The sequence below is a fragment of the Deinococcus betulae genome (genome assembly GCF_020166395.1).
GTDB classification, from domain to species: Bacteria; Deinococcota; Deinococci; order Deinococcales; family Deinococcaceae; genus Deinococcus; species Deinococcus betulae.
The window spans coordinates 1-17973 of sequence record NZ_JAIQXU010000026.1; the positions used below are offsets into that span (position 1 = coordinate 1).

The following is a 17973-nucleotide window of genomic DNA, read 5'->3' on the forward strand; positions in this document are numbered from 1 at the left end:
CAACGCAACGGCTGCCACCGGCAGCGGTGACCTGTTCGTGCGCTGCAACCTGGATTCCAGCCCGTTCCTGGGGTACTGGGACGACACCAAGTGGAACGCCAACGGCAGCCTGGACCTGCTGAACGGCACCAAGAAGCTGAACATCGTGCTGAGCACGGCGTTCGAGCCGACGGAAGAAGAAAGCAACGCCGAGGACGGCAGCCGCTACAGCTACGCCCTGACGGCCACTGCCGGCGCGCACCAGTGGACAGCCTCAACGGGCCTGTACACCGCCACGGTCGATTACTACATCGGCTGGTAAGCCCTCTTCCTTATCTGCTTCCTGAGGCTTAAACACCATGAAAAAAATTGCTTCTGTTCTGCTGCTTCCCCTGCTGCTCGCCGCCTGCGGCACTTCCTCTGCTCCTCAGTCTGCTGACCACAGCCTCCTCCGGGGCGCGCCTGTCGCGGCCGGTCAGAACTACGTTCAGGCTTTCGAAGCCAAGGTTCAGAGCGACCTCAAGGCCCTGGGGCTGGACAGCGACCTGAGCGCTCAGGCCGTTGCACCCAAGTCCTACTTGAACGTGCTGCGCATGAGCGACAGCACCGCCCGCGCCTACATCAAGACGACCTACCCCGCCGAAACGGGTTGCACGGTCAACTGGGGCGACAGTTCAGTCGAGGGTGCAACAACGCCAACGCCGACCAATGTGAGCAGTCAGCAGCTTAGCCATACCTATGGGCAAAGCGGCACATATGCCATCAAACTCAGCTGCGGCGCTGACGTTAAAACGATGAACTTTGTGGCCACTGTTCAGTCAAATATGGACTTGTTTGATGCATACCCATATCAAAACGTCTATCAGTGCTGTGGCTTTGAATACACTTATATGGGAAACTCAAATTACCAAGAAGGTGGGCTGAAGTTCTCATCTCCCTATCTTTACATTATGCAGAGTGGCGGCGGCTTACCTAATGGACATAAGGCACTCTTTATGTACCATTACAATGGTGCTGAGACAAATTTCTCCGCCGCGAATGGTTCTGTTTTTGACCTCAACAGCATTACAGCAAACACGCTTTTTGAGGGCGGCAGTAAGCTAACAGCATACGACGCTAATAACAATGTTGTGGGGACAACAACATTTACCAATATGGCTCAATATCAAAGCCCTGTCGAAACCCGTACACTGAACTGGAAAAACGTCAAATATGTAAAGGTTTCCACAGTGGTGGATTATTACAGCGACTACCTGAACATAGACGATATGTCGGTGACCATCAAACAATAAAGAATAATGGCTACTCAGAATGTTTTTAAATCCATATCTGTTTAGCGGTTGAGCGCAGGCTATGGACTGAGTAGTCGAGATTTGGACAAGAGGCTGGGAAAGCATAAACTCCCGGCCTCTTGCGTCTAAAGCCAGAGAGGACATGTTCAAGATTCCACGGAGAAGAGTTATGAAAGCTTTTTGGCTGACCCTGCCTCTGGTGTGCTTTTCGGCTGCCACGGCAGCTACCACATCGACAACGGTGACCATCAACGCGGCCACCCAGTCGGCCTGTCAGTTTGACACCGCCAACAGCAGCCCCACCATCGAACTGCCCGATTATGAGGCGGCCCTAGCCAACACCTACAGCGGCGAGCAGGCTCAGGTGTCTATCAGCGTGTACTGCAACAGCGGCACTGCGTTGACGGCCCGCAAGATTGGCGGCAGCACGGTGGCCACCACGAAACAGAATGCCGTGCCCGTGACACTGACCCGTGACGGCGCGGCAGGTGGCCCCACCATCAACACCCTGGTGTGGTTCTCGGCGGGCGGCACCAACACGGTGGCCAGCGGCGCCTTTAAGGGCGCCACCCGCTACGTTTCGGTGATCCGGTCCGGCTGGCCCCAGCAGGCACAGTTCAGTGCCCCCACCGGGTTTTACACCGGAACAGTTGACTTCACCGTAGAATTTTAAGGTGATGCGTTTGTCTCGCAGGTTGGCTGACTGGGCACGCTGGACGGCGCTGGCCCTGCTGACGGGCGGCGCGGCCCAGGCCAGCTGCCAGTTCGGCGCGCCCGTCGTGAATGCGGTGGACAGTTACCGCTACGCGCAGGACTGGACCCAGACCGTGCAGCTGCCCGTCTCCTGCACCGGCGGCAGCACCGTCAGCAGCGTGCGGCTCAGCAGCACGGGCGGCACCCTGGAAGCCAGCACGGGCCGGTTTCTGGGCACCATGCGGTTTGGGGCCAGTGCCCTGAACTACGTGATTCCCGGCGCTGCGCAGCTGCGGGTGATCAGCAGTCTGCTGACCTTTCAGGTCACGGTGCCGGCCGGACAGTGGGGCGCCCCAACTGGCCCCTATTCGGACAGCCTGACGGTCAGCGTCGATTTTTAAGCCAGTCAAGGAGGCAGCCGCCCAGCGGCGCCTCTTTTCTGGCACTTCCCAACACAAGACAACAGTCTGTTTTTTGGCCCTGTGGCCACCTTCAGAGGAACAATGATGCCCAACTTTAAACGAGCTTTGGTGCTGGCCGCTGCGCTGTGCGCGCTGGGTCAGGCGCAAGCAGCCAAATTTGTGCTGAGCCCTGTGCTGCTGAACCTCAACCCCGCACAGACCTTGACCACCGCCACCACCATCACCAACACCGACGGCGCCCCTACGGCGTTTACCGCCGAAGTGCTGGCCTGGACACAGAAAGACGGCCAGGACGTGCTGGTCCCCACCCGCGACGCCATCGTGAGTCCCATGACCTTCACCGTGGCGCCGGGCAAAAGCCAGGTGGTGCGCGTGGCGCTGCGTCAGGCGCCCAATACGGCTTCGGTGACTTACCGGCTGATTTTGCGCCAGAAGGTGCAGCCGCAGCCCACCAGCAGCGGCAGCGTCACGATTACTCCCCGGTACGTCTTCAGCCTGCCCCTGTTTGTCGAGAGGCAATCGGCGCGTGCGGGTGTGACCATCAGTGCGGCGCCGCGCGCGGAAGGGACTTCACTGGTCTTTAAGAACGCTGGGGACGGCTACGGGGTGTTCCGCAACATCAAGGTCACCGCAGCAGGCCGCACCTTTGAACTGGGTAACCAGTATGTGCTGAGCGGCGCCACCATGGAACTGAAACTGCCCGCCGAACTCAAGGATGTCCGGGCGCTGGAGTTCGCGGCCGATGACGCGAACCAGAAGCCGGTCAAAGTCACCCTGAATGTTCAGTAAGCCTGCGCCGCTGGGCCGGATATCTGGGCGCTGGCTGCTGCTCAGCGCCCTGCTGGGTCTGGCGCCCACCGCGTCGGCCCAGACCACGCTGGCGGCCGACATCTGCGCCGCCCCCGAAGACCTGGCCGAGGTGCGGGTGGACGGCCTGAGCCGGGGCACCTATTCGCTGCGCCGCGCCGGAGAAGGGCTGTGGCTGCAGACAGAAGCGTTGCAGGCCGGCGAGGAGCGCTACGGCCAGGCCCAGGTCACCTGTGACGGCCTGGCCTTCACGCAGTTAAATCCCGTCCTGGCCGCGCAGTACGACGCCGAACGTCAGACCCTGGCCTTTCAGGCGCGGCTGGACCTGCTGCCCGTCTACACCGTCACGGTTTCAGACGCCCAGGCGGCGCCAGCAGCCTCCCAGAACCTGCCGCTGTATGCGCTGGAATACAGCCTGGAGGCCCACCGCCTGCCGTCAAGCGTGCTGGAGCAGCGCGGGCGCCTTCAGGGCACCTATGCCAACGGCCCCTTCAGCGCGCGGGTAGGCATCACAGAAACCAGTTCGTCCACGCGGGAACTGGAACTGCTTCCTTCAGCTGCCGCCCGCTATCAGCTGAACCGGGACGCCCACATTGAGGCCGGCTGGAATATTCAGCCCCTGCTGGCCGGCGGCGTAGGAGGATTCAGCGGGCTGCAGGCCCAGGTCACCGGCTCGGCCGTGCGCCGCACCGATGACTTTACAGTCGCCCTTCCCCAGCCGGGGACGGTCACCCTGATTTCGGGCGGCGTCCTCCTGGGACGCTGGAGCTTCGGCGCAGGCCGCGCGGTGTTTCGGCAGCTGCCCCTCACTGGCAGTGCCGGCGCCATTGTGGCGATTATCAGCGACGCAGGCGGCCAGCGGGAAGTCTCGGCGGCCTACAGCTTTCCGGCGGCCCTGTTGCCCGCCGGCAGCTACCGCGCCCTGGGCGAGGCTGGCCGGTTGGGCACCCTCCCTTACGCCGGGGCGCAGCTGAGTTACGGCCTGACTCCGGCCCTCACGCTGGACGCGCAGGCACAGGTCAAGGCCGGGGTGACCAGCGGCGCGCTGGCCGTGACCACGGCCAACCAGAACCACACCCTGACGGTTGGGCTGGCCCACAACAGCCCAGACCAGGGCACGGCGGCGACGGTGGCCTACGGCGGCCGGCTCAGCAGCGCCGCTGGCCTGGGCATCAAGGCGCAGATTCCGCTGGGGAATGTCCAGGCCACGCGCGGCGAGGCGGCCCTGGGGTACGACCTGGGCGGCGTGGCGACTGCTGTGGGCGTGGGCTATGACCCGCAGCAGGCCGGCTGGTACGGCCGCGTGCAGGCCTCGGGCGACCTGAGCGAGACCGTGCGGCTGAGCGGCGCGGCGCGCCTCAGCGAGCGCGGCCGGCAGGTCAGCCTGACGCTGGGCTACAAACCCAGCGAGCAGTGGACGGCGGTGGTCAACGCCGCAGCGGGCCCGTCGGGACCCGAGGTGCGGGCCGCCGCCACCTATCTGCCCACGCCGGACCAGCGCGTGAGCCTGGCTTACGGCTCAGGTGTCCTGTACGGCGCCTACCAGCAGCGCGGCACGGTCGAGGTCAATGCCGGAGCCGGCTCCAACGGACAGATTGACCTGGGTGTGGAGGGCGCGCTGGTGTATGCCAATGACCGGGTGTATGCCAGTGCGGCGCGCAGCAGCGAGGTCTCGGTCCTGCTGGAAACGGGCATTCCGAACCTCTCGATTTATGTGGCAGGCGCCTTCCAGGGCCGCACCGACGCGCAGGGCGCGCTAGTGTTCTCGGTGTCTTCTGGTCAGCCGGTCGATCTTCGCGTGGACGTTCAGGCCCTGCCCATCGAAATCAGCGTGAAAGACGCCCACCTGCTGCTGCCCAGCCCAGAATCGCGCGCGGTGAAGGTGGATTGGCGCGAGAACTTCGAGCAGGCCAGGATCGTCAGTTTCCAGACCCCGACTGGCGCCGAGGCCAGCTACGCCACCGTCAGTCTGGACACGGGCGAGGAGTACGACCTTGACGCCTTTGGAACCGGGCTTCTTCCGCGCACAGGTCAGGTCCAGTCGGGCCGCCTGCGGCTTCAGGACGGCAGCAGCTGCGCCGTGACCATCAGCCCCCAGGCTGAGACCGTGCGCTGCAGCGCGGACCCCAGCGGCACAGACCTGCCCGCCGATTGAGCCACCACTCATCTGAGGAAGAGGGCGCCCCAGCAGGCGCCCTCTTTTCGTCTTGAGGTTCAGTCGTCTTCCAGACTGCCAACTGGACTCATACGGACTCCGATTGAATCGAGCATTCTGCTCGATGAAATCCGAGCGGAGCGAGCAGGAAAAGATGCGGATTTCGCTTAATTGCAGCACAGCCGGAAAGGCACCCTCTGCGCTTCCATATCGTGAAATCCGTCTCACAGCGGCTGCCCGTTCCATTGAGGGGCCAACGCCGCCCCTCCATTCCACTTTCGCCGCTGTCTCTGACGAACACTCACTGTGGTCGCCTCCACGTGGTTGAAGATCGTAACCCCCAGCCACGCGGGGTTCCGCTGTCAGGCCCCGCCCAGTTGCCGCTGCTCGGCCTGCCGAAACACGTTCAGAGTGCCCCGGTCATACAGCACCACGCGCACCTGCAAGTCGGGGTGAGCCGCCAGAAAGTCGTGGATAGTCCGAATGGTGACCTCGGCTGCCTCTGGCAGTGGGTAGCCGTAGACCCCCGTACTGATGGCCGGAAACGCCACGCTGGCACAGCCCTGCTGGACCGCTAACGCCAGGCTGTGGCGGTAGGCGCTGGCCAGCAGCTCGGCCTCTCCTGCCTGCCCACCACGCCAGATCGGCCCCACGGCATGAATCACGTACTGCACGCCCTGCCGCGAGAGCTCAAAGGCCGGCGTGACCACGGCTGTTCCGGTCGGCGTGCCGCCCAGCTGCCGGATGGCCCGCAGCAGCTCGGGGCCAGCGGCGCGGTGAATGACGCCGTCCACGCCCCCGCCGCCCATCAGTTGCTTGTTGGCGGCGGTGACCACGGCGCAGGTGGTCTGCGCGGCAATATCGCCCTGCACGAGTTCCAGTGGCATGAAAGAGCCTCCTTGACTGAAGGGGTGTTTAGTGCGTGGCGACCTCGTTCAGCTGCGCGTCGGTCAGGGTATAGCTGCGCAGGGCATCGGCCTTGACCCGGGCCTCGCGGTCGGCCTCAGCCCACTCGGGTTCGGGAAGTTGCCGGGCGCGCTCGGCCCGTTGAATGGCATGCAGCTCGTCCACGGCGCGGTCCAGATCGTCGTTGACCACCACGTAGCGGAACTCATGGGCCTCGCGGATTTCCTCGCGGGCGCGGGTCAGACGGCCCTCGATACGCTCCGGGGTTTCGGTGGCGCGGCCTTCCAGTCGGCGGCGCAGCTCGGAGAGGCTGGGCGGCATGATAAACACCAGAATGGCTTCCTCACCCATGCGGCTCTTGACCTGCATGGCGCCCTCGACCTCAATTTCGAGAATCACGTCCTGCCCACGGGACAGCGCGGCCTCTATGGGCTCAATCGGGGTGCCGTAGCGGTTGCCCACAAAGGCGGCGTGTTCCAGAAACCCGTTTGCCTGGGCTTTGTACTCAAAGTCGTCGGCGCCGACAAAGACGTAATGGACGCCGTGTTCCTCGCCGGGCCGGGCCTCACGCGTGGTCCAGGAGGTGCTGTAAAACACGTCCTGGCCCGCCAGCCAGCGTTCACGGAGGGTGCCCTTGCCCACGCCCGAAGCGCCGGTCATCACGAGCAGCAGGCCCCGGCGCGGCGAGGTGCTGAGGGGCATGTCAGAAAAGGGACCAGCGGTCATCCCGCCACGATACCCAATGCAGCCGCCCAAAGAGAACAGCGGCCCCCGCCACTGCTGGGGGCCGCTGACGCAAGGGGCAGCGTTACTTCTTCTTGCCCTTTGCGGGGCTGCCTTTAGAGCGGCTCTTGCCCAGGGCCTGGCCTTTTTCATAGCTGGCCTGCATCTTGCGGCGGGTTTCTTCGGCCATCGTCTTGAAGTCCACCAGACCCGCTTCAATGGCTTCCACGCTGGGTTTGACACTGCCGCCCCGCCGGGCCGCAGCCAACGAACGGTTGGTGTCTTCAAACCAGGCGTCAAAGTCTTCCGTCTGGTCAAAGAGCATTTCGCGGGTGTCGCGCTCGTAGGTGCCTTCTGTGCCCCGGCGGCTAAACTGCTTGGGCATGGTGAAGCGTTCAGGCATGTACGCCGCGTCAAACTTGCCCTGACGCACCGCCTCACGGAAAAGTTTGATAAATGAATCGCTGCGCTGGGGGTTGCTGAGTTCCAGCACCTGTTCACTGAGTTTCTTGTAAGCCATAAAAGCCTCCTTACCTGAAGTATGGGTGCCCCGCCTGCGTTATGTAAAGCGTGCCCCCTCTAGCGCAAGCAAAGGGCTCTGAAAAGAAATCGCTTCCCCACAGCCCTGGAAGGCTCCAGAACAGGGCTTTACTCTTTTTCAACGCTTGAATGGGAAAGGGACACGGCCCGTAGAAGCCAACACCTCTCACGCTCTATCCGCCTATGCCCCTGAGATGAGGGAACCTGCCAAGCAGTGGAGACGAATCACTCTTCAGAGAGAGCCCGCAACTGTCGTAGACGGAAGAGGCGTCAATCACCTCTACACCGCCCTCTTTGCAAAGAGGCCTTGCTCTTCAACAATTTGATTGGTAAGAATTCCACCTGTCTTGTTGATACTCGGCAAGAGCATCGGTAGGTCAGTGTCCTGCTTGACCTCACCTACTCGCTCGTCTCAATGTTTTAATCGGAAGCTGGAGCCGATAGAAAAGAGTCGCGCCCTACACAACGCAGCAGCGGCGCACCTGGCGCCGCTGACAGACCATTCCCCCTGGCTTTTACAGGGTGCCTTTCAGGGTCGTGGCGACCTTAAAGCGGACTTTCTTGCCGGCAGGAATGGTGATGCGCTCGCTGGTGCCGGGACGCACCCCGCTGCGCTCAGCGGTTTGGGCCACGCTCAGGGTGCCCAGGCCGGGCAGGCCCACGCTCTGGCCCGAACGCAGGGCCGATACCACGCAGTCGAGCATGGTGGCCACGGCGTCGCCGGCCTGCTTCTTGCTGAGCGAGGTGCGGTCGGCGACCAGGTCAATAATCTGGGTCTTGGCAATCTTGCCGCCGCCCTCGCTGCTGGGGGCGCTGCGGTCAGCGGCGCGGGCGGCGGGATGGGTGGCGGGCTTCTTCGCGGCGGGCTTGCTGCTCTTGGCCATGCGGGAACCTCCGAGAACTGAAGTCGAGCTGGATTGTAGGCTCAGGCGCACAGTAACACACCTGTTCCCGGCGTCAAGTCGCCGCTGGGGGGCCTGGGGCACGCACAGAACCCAGCTTCAGGGTGCGGGTGTGACCGGTCAGGGCGTCCAGGGTCCACAGCCGCCCCCGCAGCGCCTCACCCACGCCGCCCAGCACCTTCAAGGCCTCAAGGGCCATCATCTGGCCCACCACCCCCGGCACCGGCCCCAGCACTCCGGCCTCGTCGCAGGAGGCCACGTCGCCGGGGTCAGGAAACACGTCGCGCAGGCCCAGACCAGGGCCAAAGACACTGACCAGGCCGCTGGTGCCGCTGGCCGCGCCCCACACCCACTCGCGCCCGGCAGCGGTGCAGGTGTCGGCAATCAGGTAGCGGGTCTCGAAATTGTCGGTGGCGTCAATCAGCAAAGTGGCTTCTGCCAATAGGGCGCCGAGGTTGTCGGCGGTCAGGTGCGGCGCCGCCCTGACCCGCACAAATGGATTGATGGCCTGGGCCCGGGCGGCGGCGACCTCGGCCTTGGGGCGGCCCACGTCTGCCGTGGTAAAGAGCGGCTGGCGGTGCAGATTGCTCAGGGCCACCGTGTCACTGTCGGCAACCGTCAGGGCGCCCACCCCGGCCCCGGCCAGCGCCGCAATCACGGGATTGCCCAGGCCGCCCGCGCCCACCACCAGCACCCGCGCCGCCTTCAGGCGGGCCTGGGCCCCGGCCTCTTGCCATTCGGGAACCAGCAGCGCGCGGCTGGCCCGGCGCAGTTCGGTGCGGGTCAGGGGAGGAGTGGGGGGCGTGCCCATGACCGGCAGTGTAGAGCGCCGCCCAGGCACCAGAAACGGCCTGGGCGGCGGCACGGCCAGGCCCTCTCTGCATCCTGGTGGCTGGGGTCTGCCCGCCTGTGGGGCGGACTCGGTATGCTGAGGCCCCATGACGCCCGCGCCCTTCTGGCAGCTGCACCTGCTCGGCGCGCCGCGCCTGATCCGCCCTGGTGGCCTGAGTGTCCCGCTGGACGGCGCGGCCCTCGTGCTGCTGGCCTACCTGGCCCTGGAAGGCCCCACCACCCGCGCGCGCCTGGCCCGGCTGCTGTGGCCGGACACGCCCGAGCGCGGCGCGCGGAACAACCTGGTTCATCTGGTGCGGCGGCTGGCGCGGACCCACGGTGACGGGCTGGTGCTGGCCGGCGACCTGCTGGCGCTGGCGCCCGAGGTGCGGGTTGACGTTCACGCCCTGCAACAGCCGGCCCTGCACGCGGCCGGGGAGGCGCCGGCGCCCGGTCTGCTGCTGGCCGGCACCGAAGTTGACGCCCAGGAAGAACTGGCCGACTGGCTGCTGATCTGGCGTGAGCGCGCCGAGCGGCTCTGGGCCGAGCGCCTGCTGAACGAGGCCCAGCGGCAAGAAGATGCGGGCAACTTCGCGGCGGCGGGCCTGAGCACCCAGCGCCTGCTGGAACTGAGCCCCACATCCGAGGAGGCGTGGCGCCGGTTGATGCGGCTGCAGTATCTGGCGGGTGACCGGGGCGCCGCCCTGACCTCTTTCGAGCGCTGCTGCGCCGTGATTCAGCGTGAATTTGGGGTCGAGCCCGCGCCAGAGACGGCGGCGCTGGCCCAGGAGATCGAGCGGGGCGCGCCCGTGGCGGTGCCGGCAGTACCGGCCCGGCCCCGGCTGCCGCTGGCGGTGCGGCGCCCCCCCCGCCTAGTGGGCCGTGAGGCCGAATGGCGACAGCTGGACGACGCCTGGGCCGCTGGCCAGGTCATCCTGCTGTCGGGCGAGGCGGGGGTGGGCAAGTCCAGGCTGGCGCACGACTTTGCGCGCAGCCGGGGCGAGGTGCTGACACTGGAAGGCCGGCCCGGCGACGCCACCGTGCCCTACGCCACCACCACGCGGAGCCTGCGGCGAATTCTGGCCCGCACACCTGGACTGCCTCTGGAGCCGTGGACGCGCCGCTGCCTCGCCCGGCTGCTGCCCGAACTGGGCGGCCCAGAGGACCCGCAGCTTGACCGTCCTGACGACCGGCTGCATGAGGCCATTGCCCACGTTTTCCGGGCCGGGCTGGCGGGCGTCAGCGCCCTGGTATACGACGACCTGCACCTCGCGGACCGCGCCTCTGTGGAGGCGACGTTCGTCCTGATTTCCAATCACTTTCCCCTGGGGCAGCCGGGAGGCGTACCGCGCCTGATCGGCACCCTGCGCCCCGCCGAGGTGGCCAGTGACACGCTGGACCTTTTCCGGCGCAGCGCCGCCGCCAGCTACCACCGCACCCTGGACCTCGCGCCGCTGCGCCCAGAGGCAGTGGGGCAGCTGGTGGGGGACCTTGACGTGCCCGAACTGCAGACGCAGGGCGCGGCGCTGGCGCGGTTTACAGGCGGCAACCCCCTGTTCATTCTGGAAACCGTCAAGCATATGCTCGCCTCCTCGGCCCTGGACGGGCCGCTGCCCGTCACCGAACAGGCGTCCAGCCTCATTGCCCACCGCCTGACCCGGCTCTCGGCGGCGGCCCTGGCGGCGGCGCGGGCCGCGGCCGTGCTGCAAAGCGACCTGCAAATCGAGCTGGTGGCGGCGGTGCTGGGCGCCCCGGTGCTGGACACCGCCGCCGCCTGGGAGGAGCTGGAAGAGGCGCAGGTCATGGTGGGCGAGCGCTTCGCCCACGACCTGGTACAGGAAACCGTGCTGGCCGGCCTGACCGAGGCGGTGCGCCGCCTACTGAACCGCAGCGCCGCCCGCGTGCTGGAAAGTGAGGGGAACGCCGCGCCCGCGCGCATCGCCGGGCACTGGCAGGTGGGCGGCGACGAGGCGCGCGCCGCCCCCTGGCTGCTGCGGGCCGCCGAGGCGGCGCGGCGCCAGGGCCGCCTGGGCGAGGCTGTGGCCTTTGGCGAGCAGGCCGCCGCGTCGTTCGAGGCCGTGGGCAATAATGACGGCGCCTTTGAGGCGGCCACCGTTGCCCTGCGCCTGGCCGCTGCCGTCGCTGTGCCCGGCCTCTTTCACCGGCTGGGGTTGCTGCTGCACCGGCTGGCCCACACCCCCCAGCAGGCGGTGCGCGCCTACGAGGCGCAGCTCAGGGACCTGTTCGAGCAGGGGGACTGGCCGGGCCTGCACGCCCTGGCCGAAGCCACCCTGACGCAGGCCACGGGCGCCAGCGACCACCGCCTGCAAACCGTGTGCCATGAGGCCCTGGCCGCCGAGGCCCTGCTGCACGGCGACCTGACCGCCGCCCGTCACCACCTGACCCAGCTGGGCACGCTGGCCACGACGCTGAGCGACCCCGACCTTCAGGCCTCGGTGCATCTGGGCCTGGGCCGCGTCCTGAGCGTGACCCACCGCCAGGCGGCCCTGGCAGAGTTTGACCGGGCGCTGGCCCTGTACACCGAACTGAACGACCACACCGGACAGGTGGCCGCGCTGGCCCGCATGGCGTGGATGCAGCAGGAACTGGGGCGCGCCCAGCTGGCCCTGCGGCTGGCCCAGCTGGCCCAGGACACCCTGACCCAGCTCGACACCCCCAGTCAGCTACTGTTTACCGCCGCGCACGCCCAGGCACTGGCCCAGCACGCGCTGGGGCTGTGGGCCGGCGCCCTGGAGACCTTGAATGCCGCCCTGACCTCGCCCGTCATCGTGCGGACGTGGTGGCTGAGCATTCTGCAGCTTGATCTGGCGCGGCTATACCTGACACTGGGTGCCCCAGCACGCAGCCTGAAAGAACTGGACGATCTGGAAGCGCGGGGCGACCTGGTGGGCCACGACCAGCCGCGCGTGCTGCTGACCCGCGCCGAGGTGCTGACTGCCCTGGGCCAGCCCGAGGAGGCCCGCGCATTGCTGGAGGCGGCACTGGCCCGGCCGGTCTTGCACCAGGACCCGTTCGAGCGAGGCCGCCTGCTGCTCGCCCTGACCAGGGTGGTCTCACCGGCCCAGGCCCTGGAGAGCGCCACGGCGGCCCTGACCCTCGCCCACGACGCCGAACTGGGCGGGCTGGAGGTGCTGGCGCTGACCCGGCGGGCCCAGGCGCACCTGGACCTGGAAGACAGCGCGGCGGCACTGGAGGACAGCCGCGCGGCCCTGGACCTGAGCGCCGCCCTGACTCCAGAGGAGCCGCTGGGCGACCTGCTGGACGTTCATGCCCGCGCCCTGGAGCACACCGGAGACGGGGCCGCTGCCGAAGGACGTGAGCAGGCGCAGGCCTGGTGGCAGGCCGCCCTGGCGCAGGTGCCGGGCCCCTTTCGCCAGGAATTTGCGGCCCGCCACGCCTTGACGCTGTAGAGGACGCTTGAAACGGTGCTTGGGAGCAGGGGGACTTCACGGCCAGACCGGCTCTCCCTTAGAACAGGTTTTGCCGCGTTTCATCCACCATGTCCGCAACAAGGGCTCTCCCCGGCTTAGCCAGGGCGAGAGCTGCTGGTCCGCTCCTTGCATCTGGGTCGCTCAAAGGCAAGTGGCCTGGTAGAGCCGCCTGCGCAGTCAGATGTGCCCCGAAGAACTCGCTCAGCCTCGACTGGCTGCGCCCCCTGGCAGTTGATAGGCATAGCCTGCACACGGCAGCGCCGCCTTCGGGCTCACCCAGGGCCGCTAGAATGCCGCCCATATGCCGCCGTCCGCCGCGCCCGTGCTCGTCGCCCTCGCTGCGTATCTGCTGGGTTCGCTGGTCTCGGGGGTGCTGTATTCGCGCGCGCGCGGCGCGGATATCCGGGAGCGCGACCTGCCGGGCGGCAGCGGCACCTACCGTCAGTTTGGGCGGCAGGCGGCCGTTCTGGTCACGGCGGGTGACGTCCTCAAAGGCGCGCTGGCCGGTGGCCTGGCCCGCGCCATGGCGCCCGACTGGGGCTGGCTGGCGATGGCGGCCGTGGTGGCCGGCCACTGTTACCCGGTGTTTTTCCGCTTTCGGGGCGGCGGGGGCATCGCGCCGCTGCTGGGGGCGCTGCTGGTGCTGGCCCCGGTGACGCTGCTGGGCACGCTGGGCACCGCGCTGCTGTTTATCCCGCTGTACCGCGCCACCCTGCAGGCCCGCCTGAAGCTGAACGCGGTGCCGGCCGCCACCCTGGTGGCCGTGCCGGTGGGCCTGCTGCTGGCCACGCGCTCTGGTGGCCTGTGGGAACTGCTGGCGGGCGGCGTGGTCATGGCGGTTCGCAGCGCCCAGCTGGTCGCGCGCGGCAACCAGGCCGAGGGCGCATGAAGAGGTGGCTTGGGCTGACCCTTCTCGCCTCTGCGCTGGGCAGCGCGGGCGCCGAAGCCACCCTGGACGGCCGCACCCTGCGCGTGGACAACCCGGCGGGCCGCTGGGAGCGCACCTTTCCAGACGCCCTGGGGCCGCTGACTGGCCCCCTCGAACTGGGCTCGCGCGTGCTGCTGGGGGTGGGGCCGGTCGTGTACGACCTGGGCGCCGGCGGCGTGGTGGCGGGCCGCGCCGACCTGCCCGGAACCGTGACCTCGCTGGACGGCTCGGGGGGCGTGGTGCGGGTCAGCACCGAACTGGGCGACCTGACCGAGCGCCTCACCCTGGAGATCACCCCGGCCCTGAGCGTGCAGGAGCGCGTGGTCTTTCCGCCTGACCCCGAGGTCACCGGCTGGCTGGCCCGCGCCGCCGACGCCGTGCTTCCTGGGGAACTGGGGCGCGCAGCCGCCGCCGATCCTCTCAATCCCTTTCTGGCGGTGCGCGAAGCCGAGGCCGCCCGAGCCGACGCTTACGCGGCCCTGAGCGCTGTGCGGCGCGCCCTGAGCGTCACCCTGCCTTTCCCAGCGTGGGTGGCGCTGGCCGCGCGGCTGGACGGCGCGGGGTTTCCGGCGGCGGCCGACCTGGCCCTGGACCGCGCGCGGCGGGACGCGGCGGCGCGCGGCGTGGACCCGGCCATTGCCGTTAGCCGGGGGGCGCTGGGGGCCTACGGCAACCCCAGCGGGTACGTGGCGACCCTGCTGGACCAGCGGCGCCTGGCGCGGGCCGCCGTCTGGATGGCCTACCTGCGCGAACTGCACCCGCGCTTTGAAGGCGGCACCGCCCTGTACGCCCGCTACGCCCAGGCCCTGCAGGACCAGGGCCGCGACGGCGAGGCCGGCGAGTGGCGGCAGTTCTCGCGCTCGCTGCGCGCCGGCACGCTGTACAACCTGGGCCCAGAGGGCCTGGGCGGCGTGCGCGACGCGGCCCGGCTGGCCATGCTGGCCCTGGGCGCGGCCCTGCTGGCCGGGCTGCTGGCCGTCGCGGTGCGGGCGTGGCGTGCCCAGGGCCAGGACACCCGCGCCCTGGGGGGCCGTTACCGGTCGTGGCTGCGCCATCCCCTGTCCCGCGCCCGGCGGGTCTTCGTGGCCTACGCCACGCTGCCCGAACGCCTGACCCTGGTGCTGCTGGCGGCGGCCCTGCTGGCAGTGACGGGGGGGCTGCAATGGGTGAATGTGGCGGGCGCCGGGCTCCAGTCGCCGGCTCTGACGGGCGGCACCTACGGCGGCGGCTGGGGCGGCACGCAGCTGGCCAATCTGCCGCTGCGCCCCGGCCCCGACGCCGCGCTGCTGGCGGGCCTGAGCGCCCAGCTGGACGGCGAGGACGCCCTGGCCCGCGAGCAGTACACCCGCGCCGGGGCCGACGCCTGCGCGCGCAACAACCTGGGCGTGATTGCCCAGACGCGCGGCGATGAGCCCCAGGCACGCGAACTGTACCGCGCCGCCCTGGCCGCCCGCCCGGACCTGGAAGCCGCCGCCTTTAATCTGGGGCTCAATCCGGGCACACCCGAGGCTGCCTTTCAGCGGGCCTACCGCCCCGGCACGCCCCGGCTGTGCTATCCCGACCAGCGCCGCCTGACCCGCGCCGTGACCGGCGACCTGAGCGTGACCCTGCGCGCCGGGCTAAGCCGGCCGCTGACCCTGCTGGACGACTCGCCTGCCGGGTCGCCGCGCCTGGGCCTGGCGCTGCTGGGCGCGGCGCTGCTCTCGGGGCTGCTGGCGCTGGCGCTGCTGCTGCCGACCTCGGCGCTGGCGCCCGCACAGGCGCGGCCCCTGATCTACCGCGCGCTGGGGCTGCTGCTGCCCGGCTCGGCCCTGCTGGATAGCCCCTGGGGCAGCATGCTGCTGCTGGCCTGGGGCGCGCTGGTGGCGGCGCTGAGTGTCAGCAGCGGTCTGATTCTGACCCCCAGTCTGCCGGCCCTCACGCTGCCCACCACCCAGACCGCCCTGGTGACCGGCCTGGTGCTGACCTACAGCCTGAATCTGCTGGCCTTTATCGCCGCCGAGGTGCGTCACGGCCGCCGCCTGCGCCGCGAGGCGGCGGCGTGAGGCTGGTCGTCGGTGTCTCCGGGGGCAGCGGCATGCCCTACGCCCTGGCAGCCCTGCGCGCCCTTCACCATCTGGAGGTCGAGACCCACCTGGTTGTCAGCAGCGGGGCCAAGCGGGTGATGACCGCCGAGGGGGCCGGGCCGCAGCTCCCCGACCTGACGGCGCTGGCGGCGCATGTTCACGACGACCGCGACCTGGCGGCCAGCGTGGCCAGCGGGTCGTTCCGCACCGACGGCATGCTGCTGCTGCCGTGCAGCGCGGGCACCCTGGCCAAAGTGGCCCACGGGTTTGCCGACACGCTGCTGACCCGCGCGGCACACGTCACCCTCAAGGAGCGCCGCACCCTGGTGCTGGTGGTGCGCGAGGACCCCCTGCCGCGGCCGATGCTCGTTAACCTGCTGGCCGCCTTTGACGCCGGCGCGACCGTGATGAGCGCCAGTCCTGGCTTTTATCACGCGCCCGACACGGTCGACGACCTGCTGCATTTCGTCACCGCGCGGGTGCTGGACCAGTTCGGGCTGGACGTGCCCGGCTTTCGCCGCTGGCGTGAGGACGGGCACGCGTGAGCCGGCGTGCGTCCAGTTGCGTCGCCGCTGGGAAAGCGCCGGAAGGTCCACCCGTGCGGCGCTTTGCAAGTCCAGGTCCCGAACTGCGCCCCGTTTCCTTTTCGCCGGAGATGGGATGAAAGTCGCGGCCCTGATTCCGGCGGCCGGGTCCGGCACCCGGCTGGGGCTGGGGCCCAAAGCGCTGGTCAAGGTGGGAGGCCGCACCCTGCTGGCCCGCAGCGCCGCGGCCCTGGCGCCGCATGTGGCCGAGGTGCTCGTGGCGCTGCCCCCCGGCGAAGAGTTGCCTGCCGATGTTCCCGCCCGCGCCGTGGTGGGCAGCGCCACCCGGCAGGCCACTGTGCTGGCCCTGCTACGCGCCACCGACGCCGACACCGTGCTGATTCACGACGCGGCGCGGCCTTTCCTGCCGCCGGGCGTGGTTCTGGCGCTGCTGGCTGCGGTGCAGACCACAGGCGCCGCCACCGCAGCCCTGCCGGTGGCCGATACGCTGGTGCAGGCCGCCCACCCAGGGGCCGCCGCACCCCCGCACTGGGGCACCCTCACCCCACGTGAGGGCCTGTGGGCCGTGCAGACGCCGCAGGCCTTCCGGCGCCTGGCGTTGCTCGCCGCCCACGAGGCGGCCCTGAGCGACGGCTACGCGGCCACCGACGACGCGGGGCTACTGGCGCGGCTGGGGCAGGCGGTGGCCCTGGTGCCCGGCGACGCGCGGCTGTTCAAGGTGACCACCCCAGGCGACCTGGCGCTGGCCCAGGCGCTGGCCCCGGTGTGGGACGCCCAGATATGGAATGCTGAGGGGGTATGACGCCTGACGCCGCGCCGGTCACGTACTTCGCCCCGGCGAAGGTCAATCTAGGCCTGAGCGTGCGCGCCCTGCGCGCCGACGGCTACCACGACCTGCATTCCCTGATGGTGCCGCTGAATGTCGGGGACGACCTGGAGGTCCGGGGCGCCGAGACCCTCAGCCTGACGGTCACTGGCGCCGACCTGCCGACCGACGAGCGCAACTTGGTATACCGCGCGGCGCAGGCGTATCTGCAGGCGGCGGGGGTGACGGGCGGCGCGGCCATCACGCTTCACAAGCGGCTGCCGCTGGCCTCGGGGCTGGGGGGCGGCAGCAGCGACGCGGCGACCACGCTGATGGCGCTGGCGCGGCTGTATCCATCGGGCGTGAACCTGGCGACCCTGGCCCGGGGCCTGGGCGCCGACGTGCCGTTTTTCCTGCTGGGGCGCGCCGCCACCGCCGCCGGGATTGGCGAGGTGCTCTCCCCCACGCCGGTGCCGCGCACCGCGCTGGTGCTGTTGAACCCAGGGGTCGAGGTCAGTGCCCGCGACGCTTATATCTGGCTGGACGCCGAGGAAGACTTTAGTGGCGCCCTGGATATCGAAGCCATCGTGGCGGCGCTGTCCAACGGGCGCCCGGTGCCGTATTTCAACGCCCTGCAAGACCCGGTGGCGGCCCGTCACGCGCCGATCCGGGCCGCGCTGCGCGCTCTGGAAGGGGCTGGCCTGCACTCGCCCCTGATGAGCGGCTCGGGCGGCACCTGCTTTGCCCTGGCCCAGAATGATGACCAAGCGCACGAAGCGGTGCAGGCGCTGAGCCGGGTGTATCCAGACTGGTGGGTCACGGCGGCCTGCACGCTGTAAAAACCACAAGGCTTCCATCTTGCGCGGTGAGGCCTTCAGAGCCTCTGTGGCCGCTGACATCTCAGGCTCACAGCTGGATGAAGGCAGG

At 68.6% G+C, this 17973-nt stretch carries 16 protein-coding genes and 1 pseudogene; 12 read left to right on the plus strand and 5 right to left on the minus strand.

Annotated elements, in window-relative coordinates; all coding sequences use genetic code 11:
• The 6 genes and pseudogenes from K7W42_RS17030 to K7W42_RS17055 all read left to right on the plus strand — a co-directional run.
• Positions 1-301, plus strand: a pseudogene (locus K7W42_RS17030) (hypothetical protein); the annotation flags it as partial.
• 37 nt (positions 302-338) lie between these two features.
• Positions 339-1271, plus strand: coding sequence for a hypothetical protein (locus K7W42_RS17035; protein ID WP_224576069.1), 933 nt, complete (start codon positions 339-341; stop codon positions 1269-1271).
• Positions 1272-1440: 169 nt separating this feature from the next.
• Positions 1441-1944 (plus strand): hypothetical protein, encoded by a 504-nt coding sequence (locus K7W42_RS17040; RefSeq protein ID WP_224576072.1) that lies wholly within the window; start codon positions 1441-1443, stop codon positions 1942-1944.
• Between the two features lies 1 nt (position 1945).
• Complete coding sequence (locus tag K7W42_RS17045) at positions 1946-2365, plus strand: hypothetical protein (RefSeq protein WP_439648869.1); 420 nt, start codon at positions 1946-1948, stop codon at positions 2363-2365.
• A 102-nt stretch (positions 2366-2467) separates the two neighbouring features.
• Positions 2468-3175, plus strand: a complete 708-nt coding sequence (locus tag K7W42_RS17050; protein ID WP_224576074.1) for a fimbrial biogenesis chaperone — start codon at positions 2468-2470, stop codon at positions 3173-3175.
• Positions 3165-5348, plus strand: coding sequence for a fimbria/pilus outer membrane usher protein (locus K7W42_RS17055; protein WP_224576076.1), 2184 nt, complete (start codon positions 3165-3167; stop codon positions 5346-5348). Before K7W42_RS17050 ends, K7W42_RS17055 begins: the two co-directional genes overlap by 11 nt.
• Before the next feature lie 362 nt (positions 5349-5710).
• Here the strand turns inward: K7W42_RS17055 and K7W42_RS17060 are convergent, their stop codons facing one another.
• The 5 genes from K7W42_RS17060 to K7W42_RS17080 form a co-directional block, all read right to left on the minus strand.
• Positions 5711-6235 (minus strand): macro domain-containing protein, encoded by a 525-nt coding sequence (locus tag K7W42_RS17060; protein ID WP_224576078.1) that lies wholly within the window; start codon positions 6233-6235, stop codon positions 5711-5713.
• A gap of 28 nt (positions 6236-6263) precedes the next feature.
• Entirely contained in the window at positions 6264-6980 is a 717-nt protein-coding gene (gene gmk / locus K7W42_RS17065; protein WP_224576081.1) for a guanylate kinase, read from the minus strand.
• An 82-nt stretch (positions 6981-7062) separates the two neighbouring features.
• Complete coding sequence (locus K7W42_RS17070) at positions 7063-7497, minus strand: hypothetical protein (protein WP_157461269.1); 435 nt, start codon at positions 7495-7497, stop codon at positions 7063-7065.
• Between the two features lie 535 nt (positions 7498-8032).
• Complete coding sequence (locus K7W42_RS17075; RefSeq protein WP_224576083.1) at positions 8033-8401, minus strand: HU family DNA-binding protein; 369 nt, start codon at positions 8399-8401, stop codon at positions 8033-8035.
• 73 nt (positions 8402-8474) lie between these two features.
• A complete protein-coding gene (locus tag K7W42_RS17080) occupies positions 8475-9230 on the minus strand; it encodes a HesA/MoeB/ThiF family protein (protein WP_224576085.1) in 756 nt (251 codons plus the stop codon).
• A 127-nt stretch (positions 9231-9357) separates the two neighbouring features.
• Between K7W42_RS17080 and K7W42_RS17085 the strand changes: the two genes are divergently transcribed.
• The 6 genes from K7W42_RS17085 to K7W42_RS17110 all read left to right on the plus strand — a co-directional run bounded on the left by K7W42_RS17085 (position 9358) and on the right by K7W42_RS17110 (position 17885).
• Positions 9358-12681, plus strand: a complete 3324-nt coding sequence (locus tag K7W42_RS17085; RefSeq protein ID WP_224576088.1) for an ATP-binding protein — start codon at positions 9358-9360, stop codon at positions 12679-12681.
• Positions 12682-13003: 322 nt separating this feature from the next.
• Positions 13004-13591 carry a glycerol-3-phosphate acyltransferase gene (locus K7W42_RS17090; RefSeq protein WP_224576090.1) on the plus strand — a complete coding sequence of 196 codons (588 nt, stop codon included), beginning with the start codon at positions 13004-13006 and terminating at the stop codon, positions 13589-13591.
• Positions 13588-15675: a hypothetical protein gene (locus K7W42_RS17095; protein WP_224576092.1), complete on the plus strand. Its 2088-nt coding sequence runs from the start codon at positions 13588-13590 to the stop codon at positions 15673-15675. Before K7W42_RS17090 ends, K7W42_RS17095 begins: the two co-directional genes overlap by 4 nt.
• Positions 15672-16241, plus strand: a complete 570-nt coding sequence (locus K7W42_RS17100; protein WP_224576094.1) for a UbiX family flavin prenyltransferase — start codon at positions 15672-15674, stop codon at positions 16239-16241. The genes K7W42_RS17095 and K7W42_RS17100 overlap by 4 nt, the downstream gene beginning before the upstream one ends.
• A gap of 115 nt (positions 16242-16356) precedes the next feature.
• The gene (gene ispD, locus K7W42_RS17105; RefSeq protein WP_224576096.1) at positions 16357-17043 is read left to right on the plus strand and encodes a 2-C-methyl-D-erythritol 4-phosphate cytidylyltransferase; all 687 of its coding nucleotides are present in this window, start codon (positions 16357-16359) and stop codon (positions 17041-17043) included.
• Complete coding sequence (locus K7W42_RS17110) at positions 17040-17885, plus strand: 4-(cytidine 5'-diphospho)-2-C-methyl-D-erythritol kinase (RefSeq protein ID WP_224576098.1); 846 nt, start codon at positions 17040-17042, stop codon at positions 17883-17885. Before ispD ends, K7W42_RS17110 begins: the two co-directional genes overlap by 4 nt.
• The last annotated feature ends 88 nt before the right edge of the window (positions 17886-17973 follow it).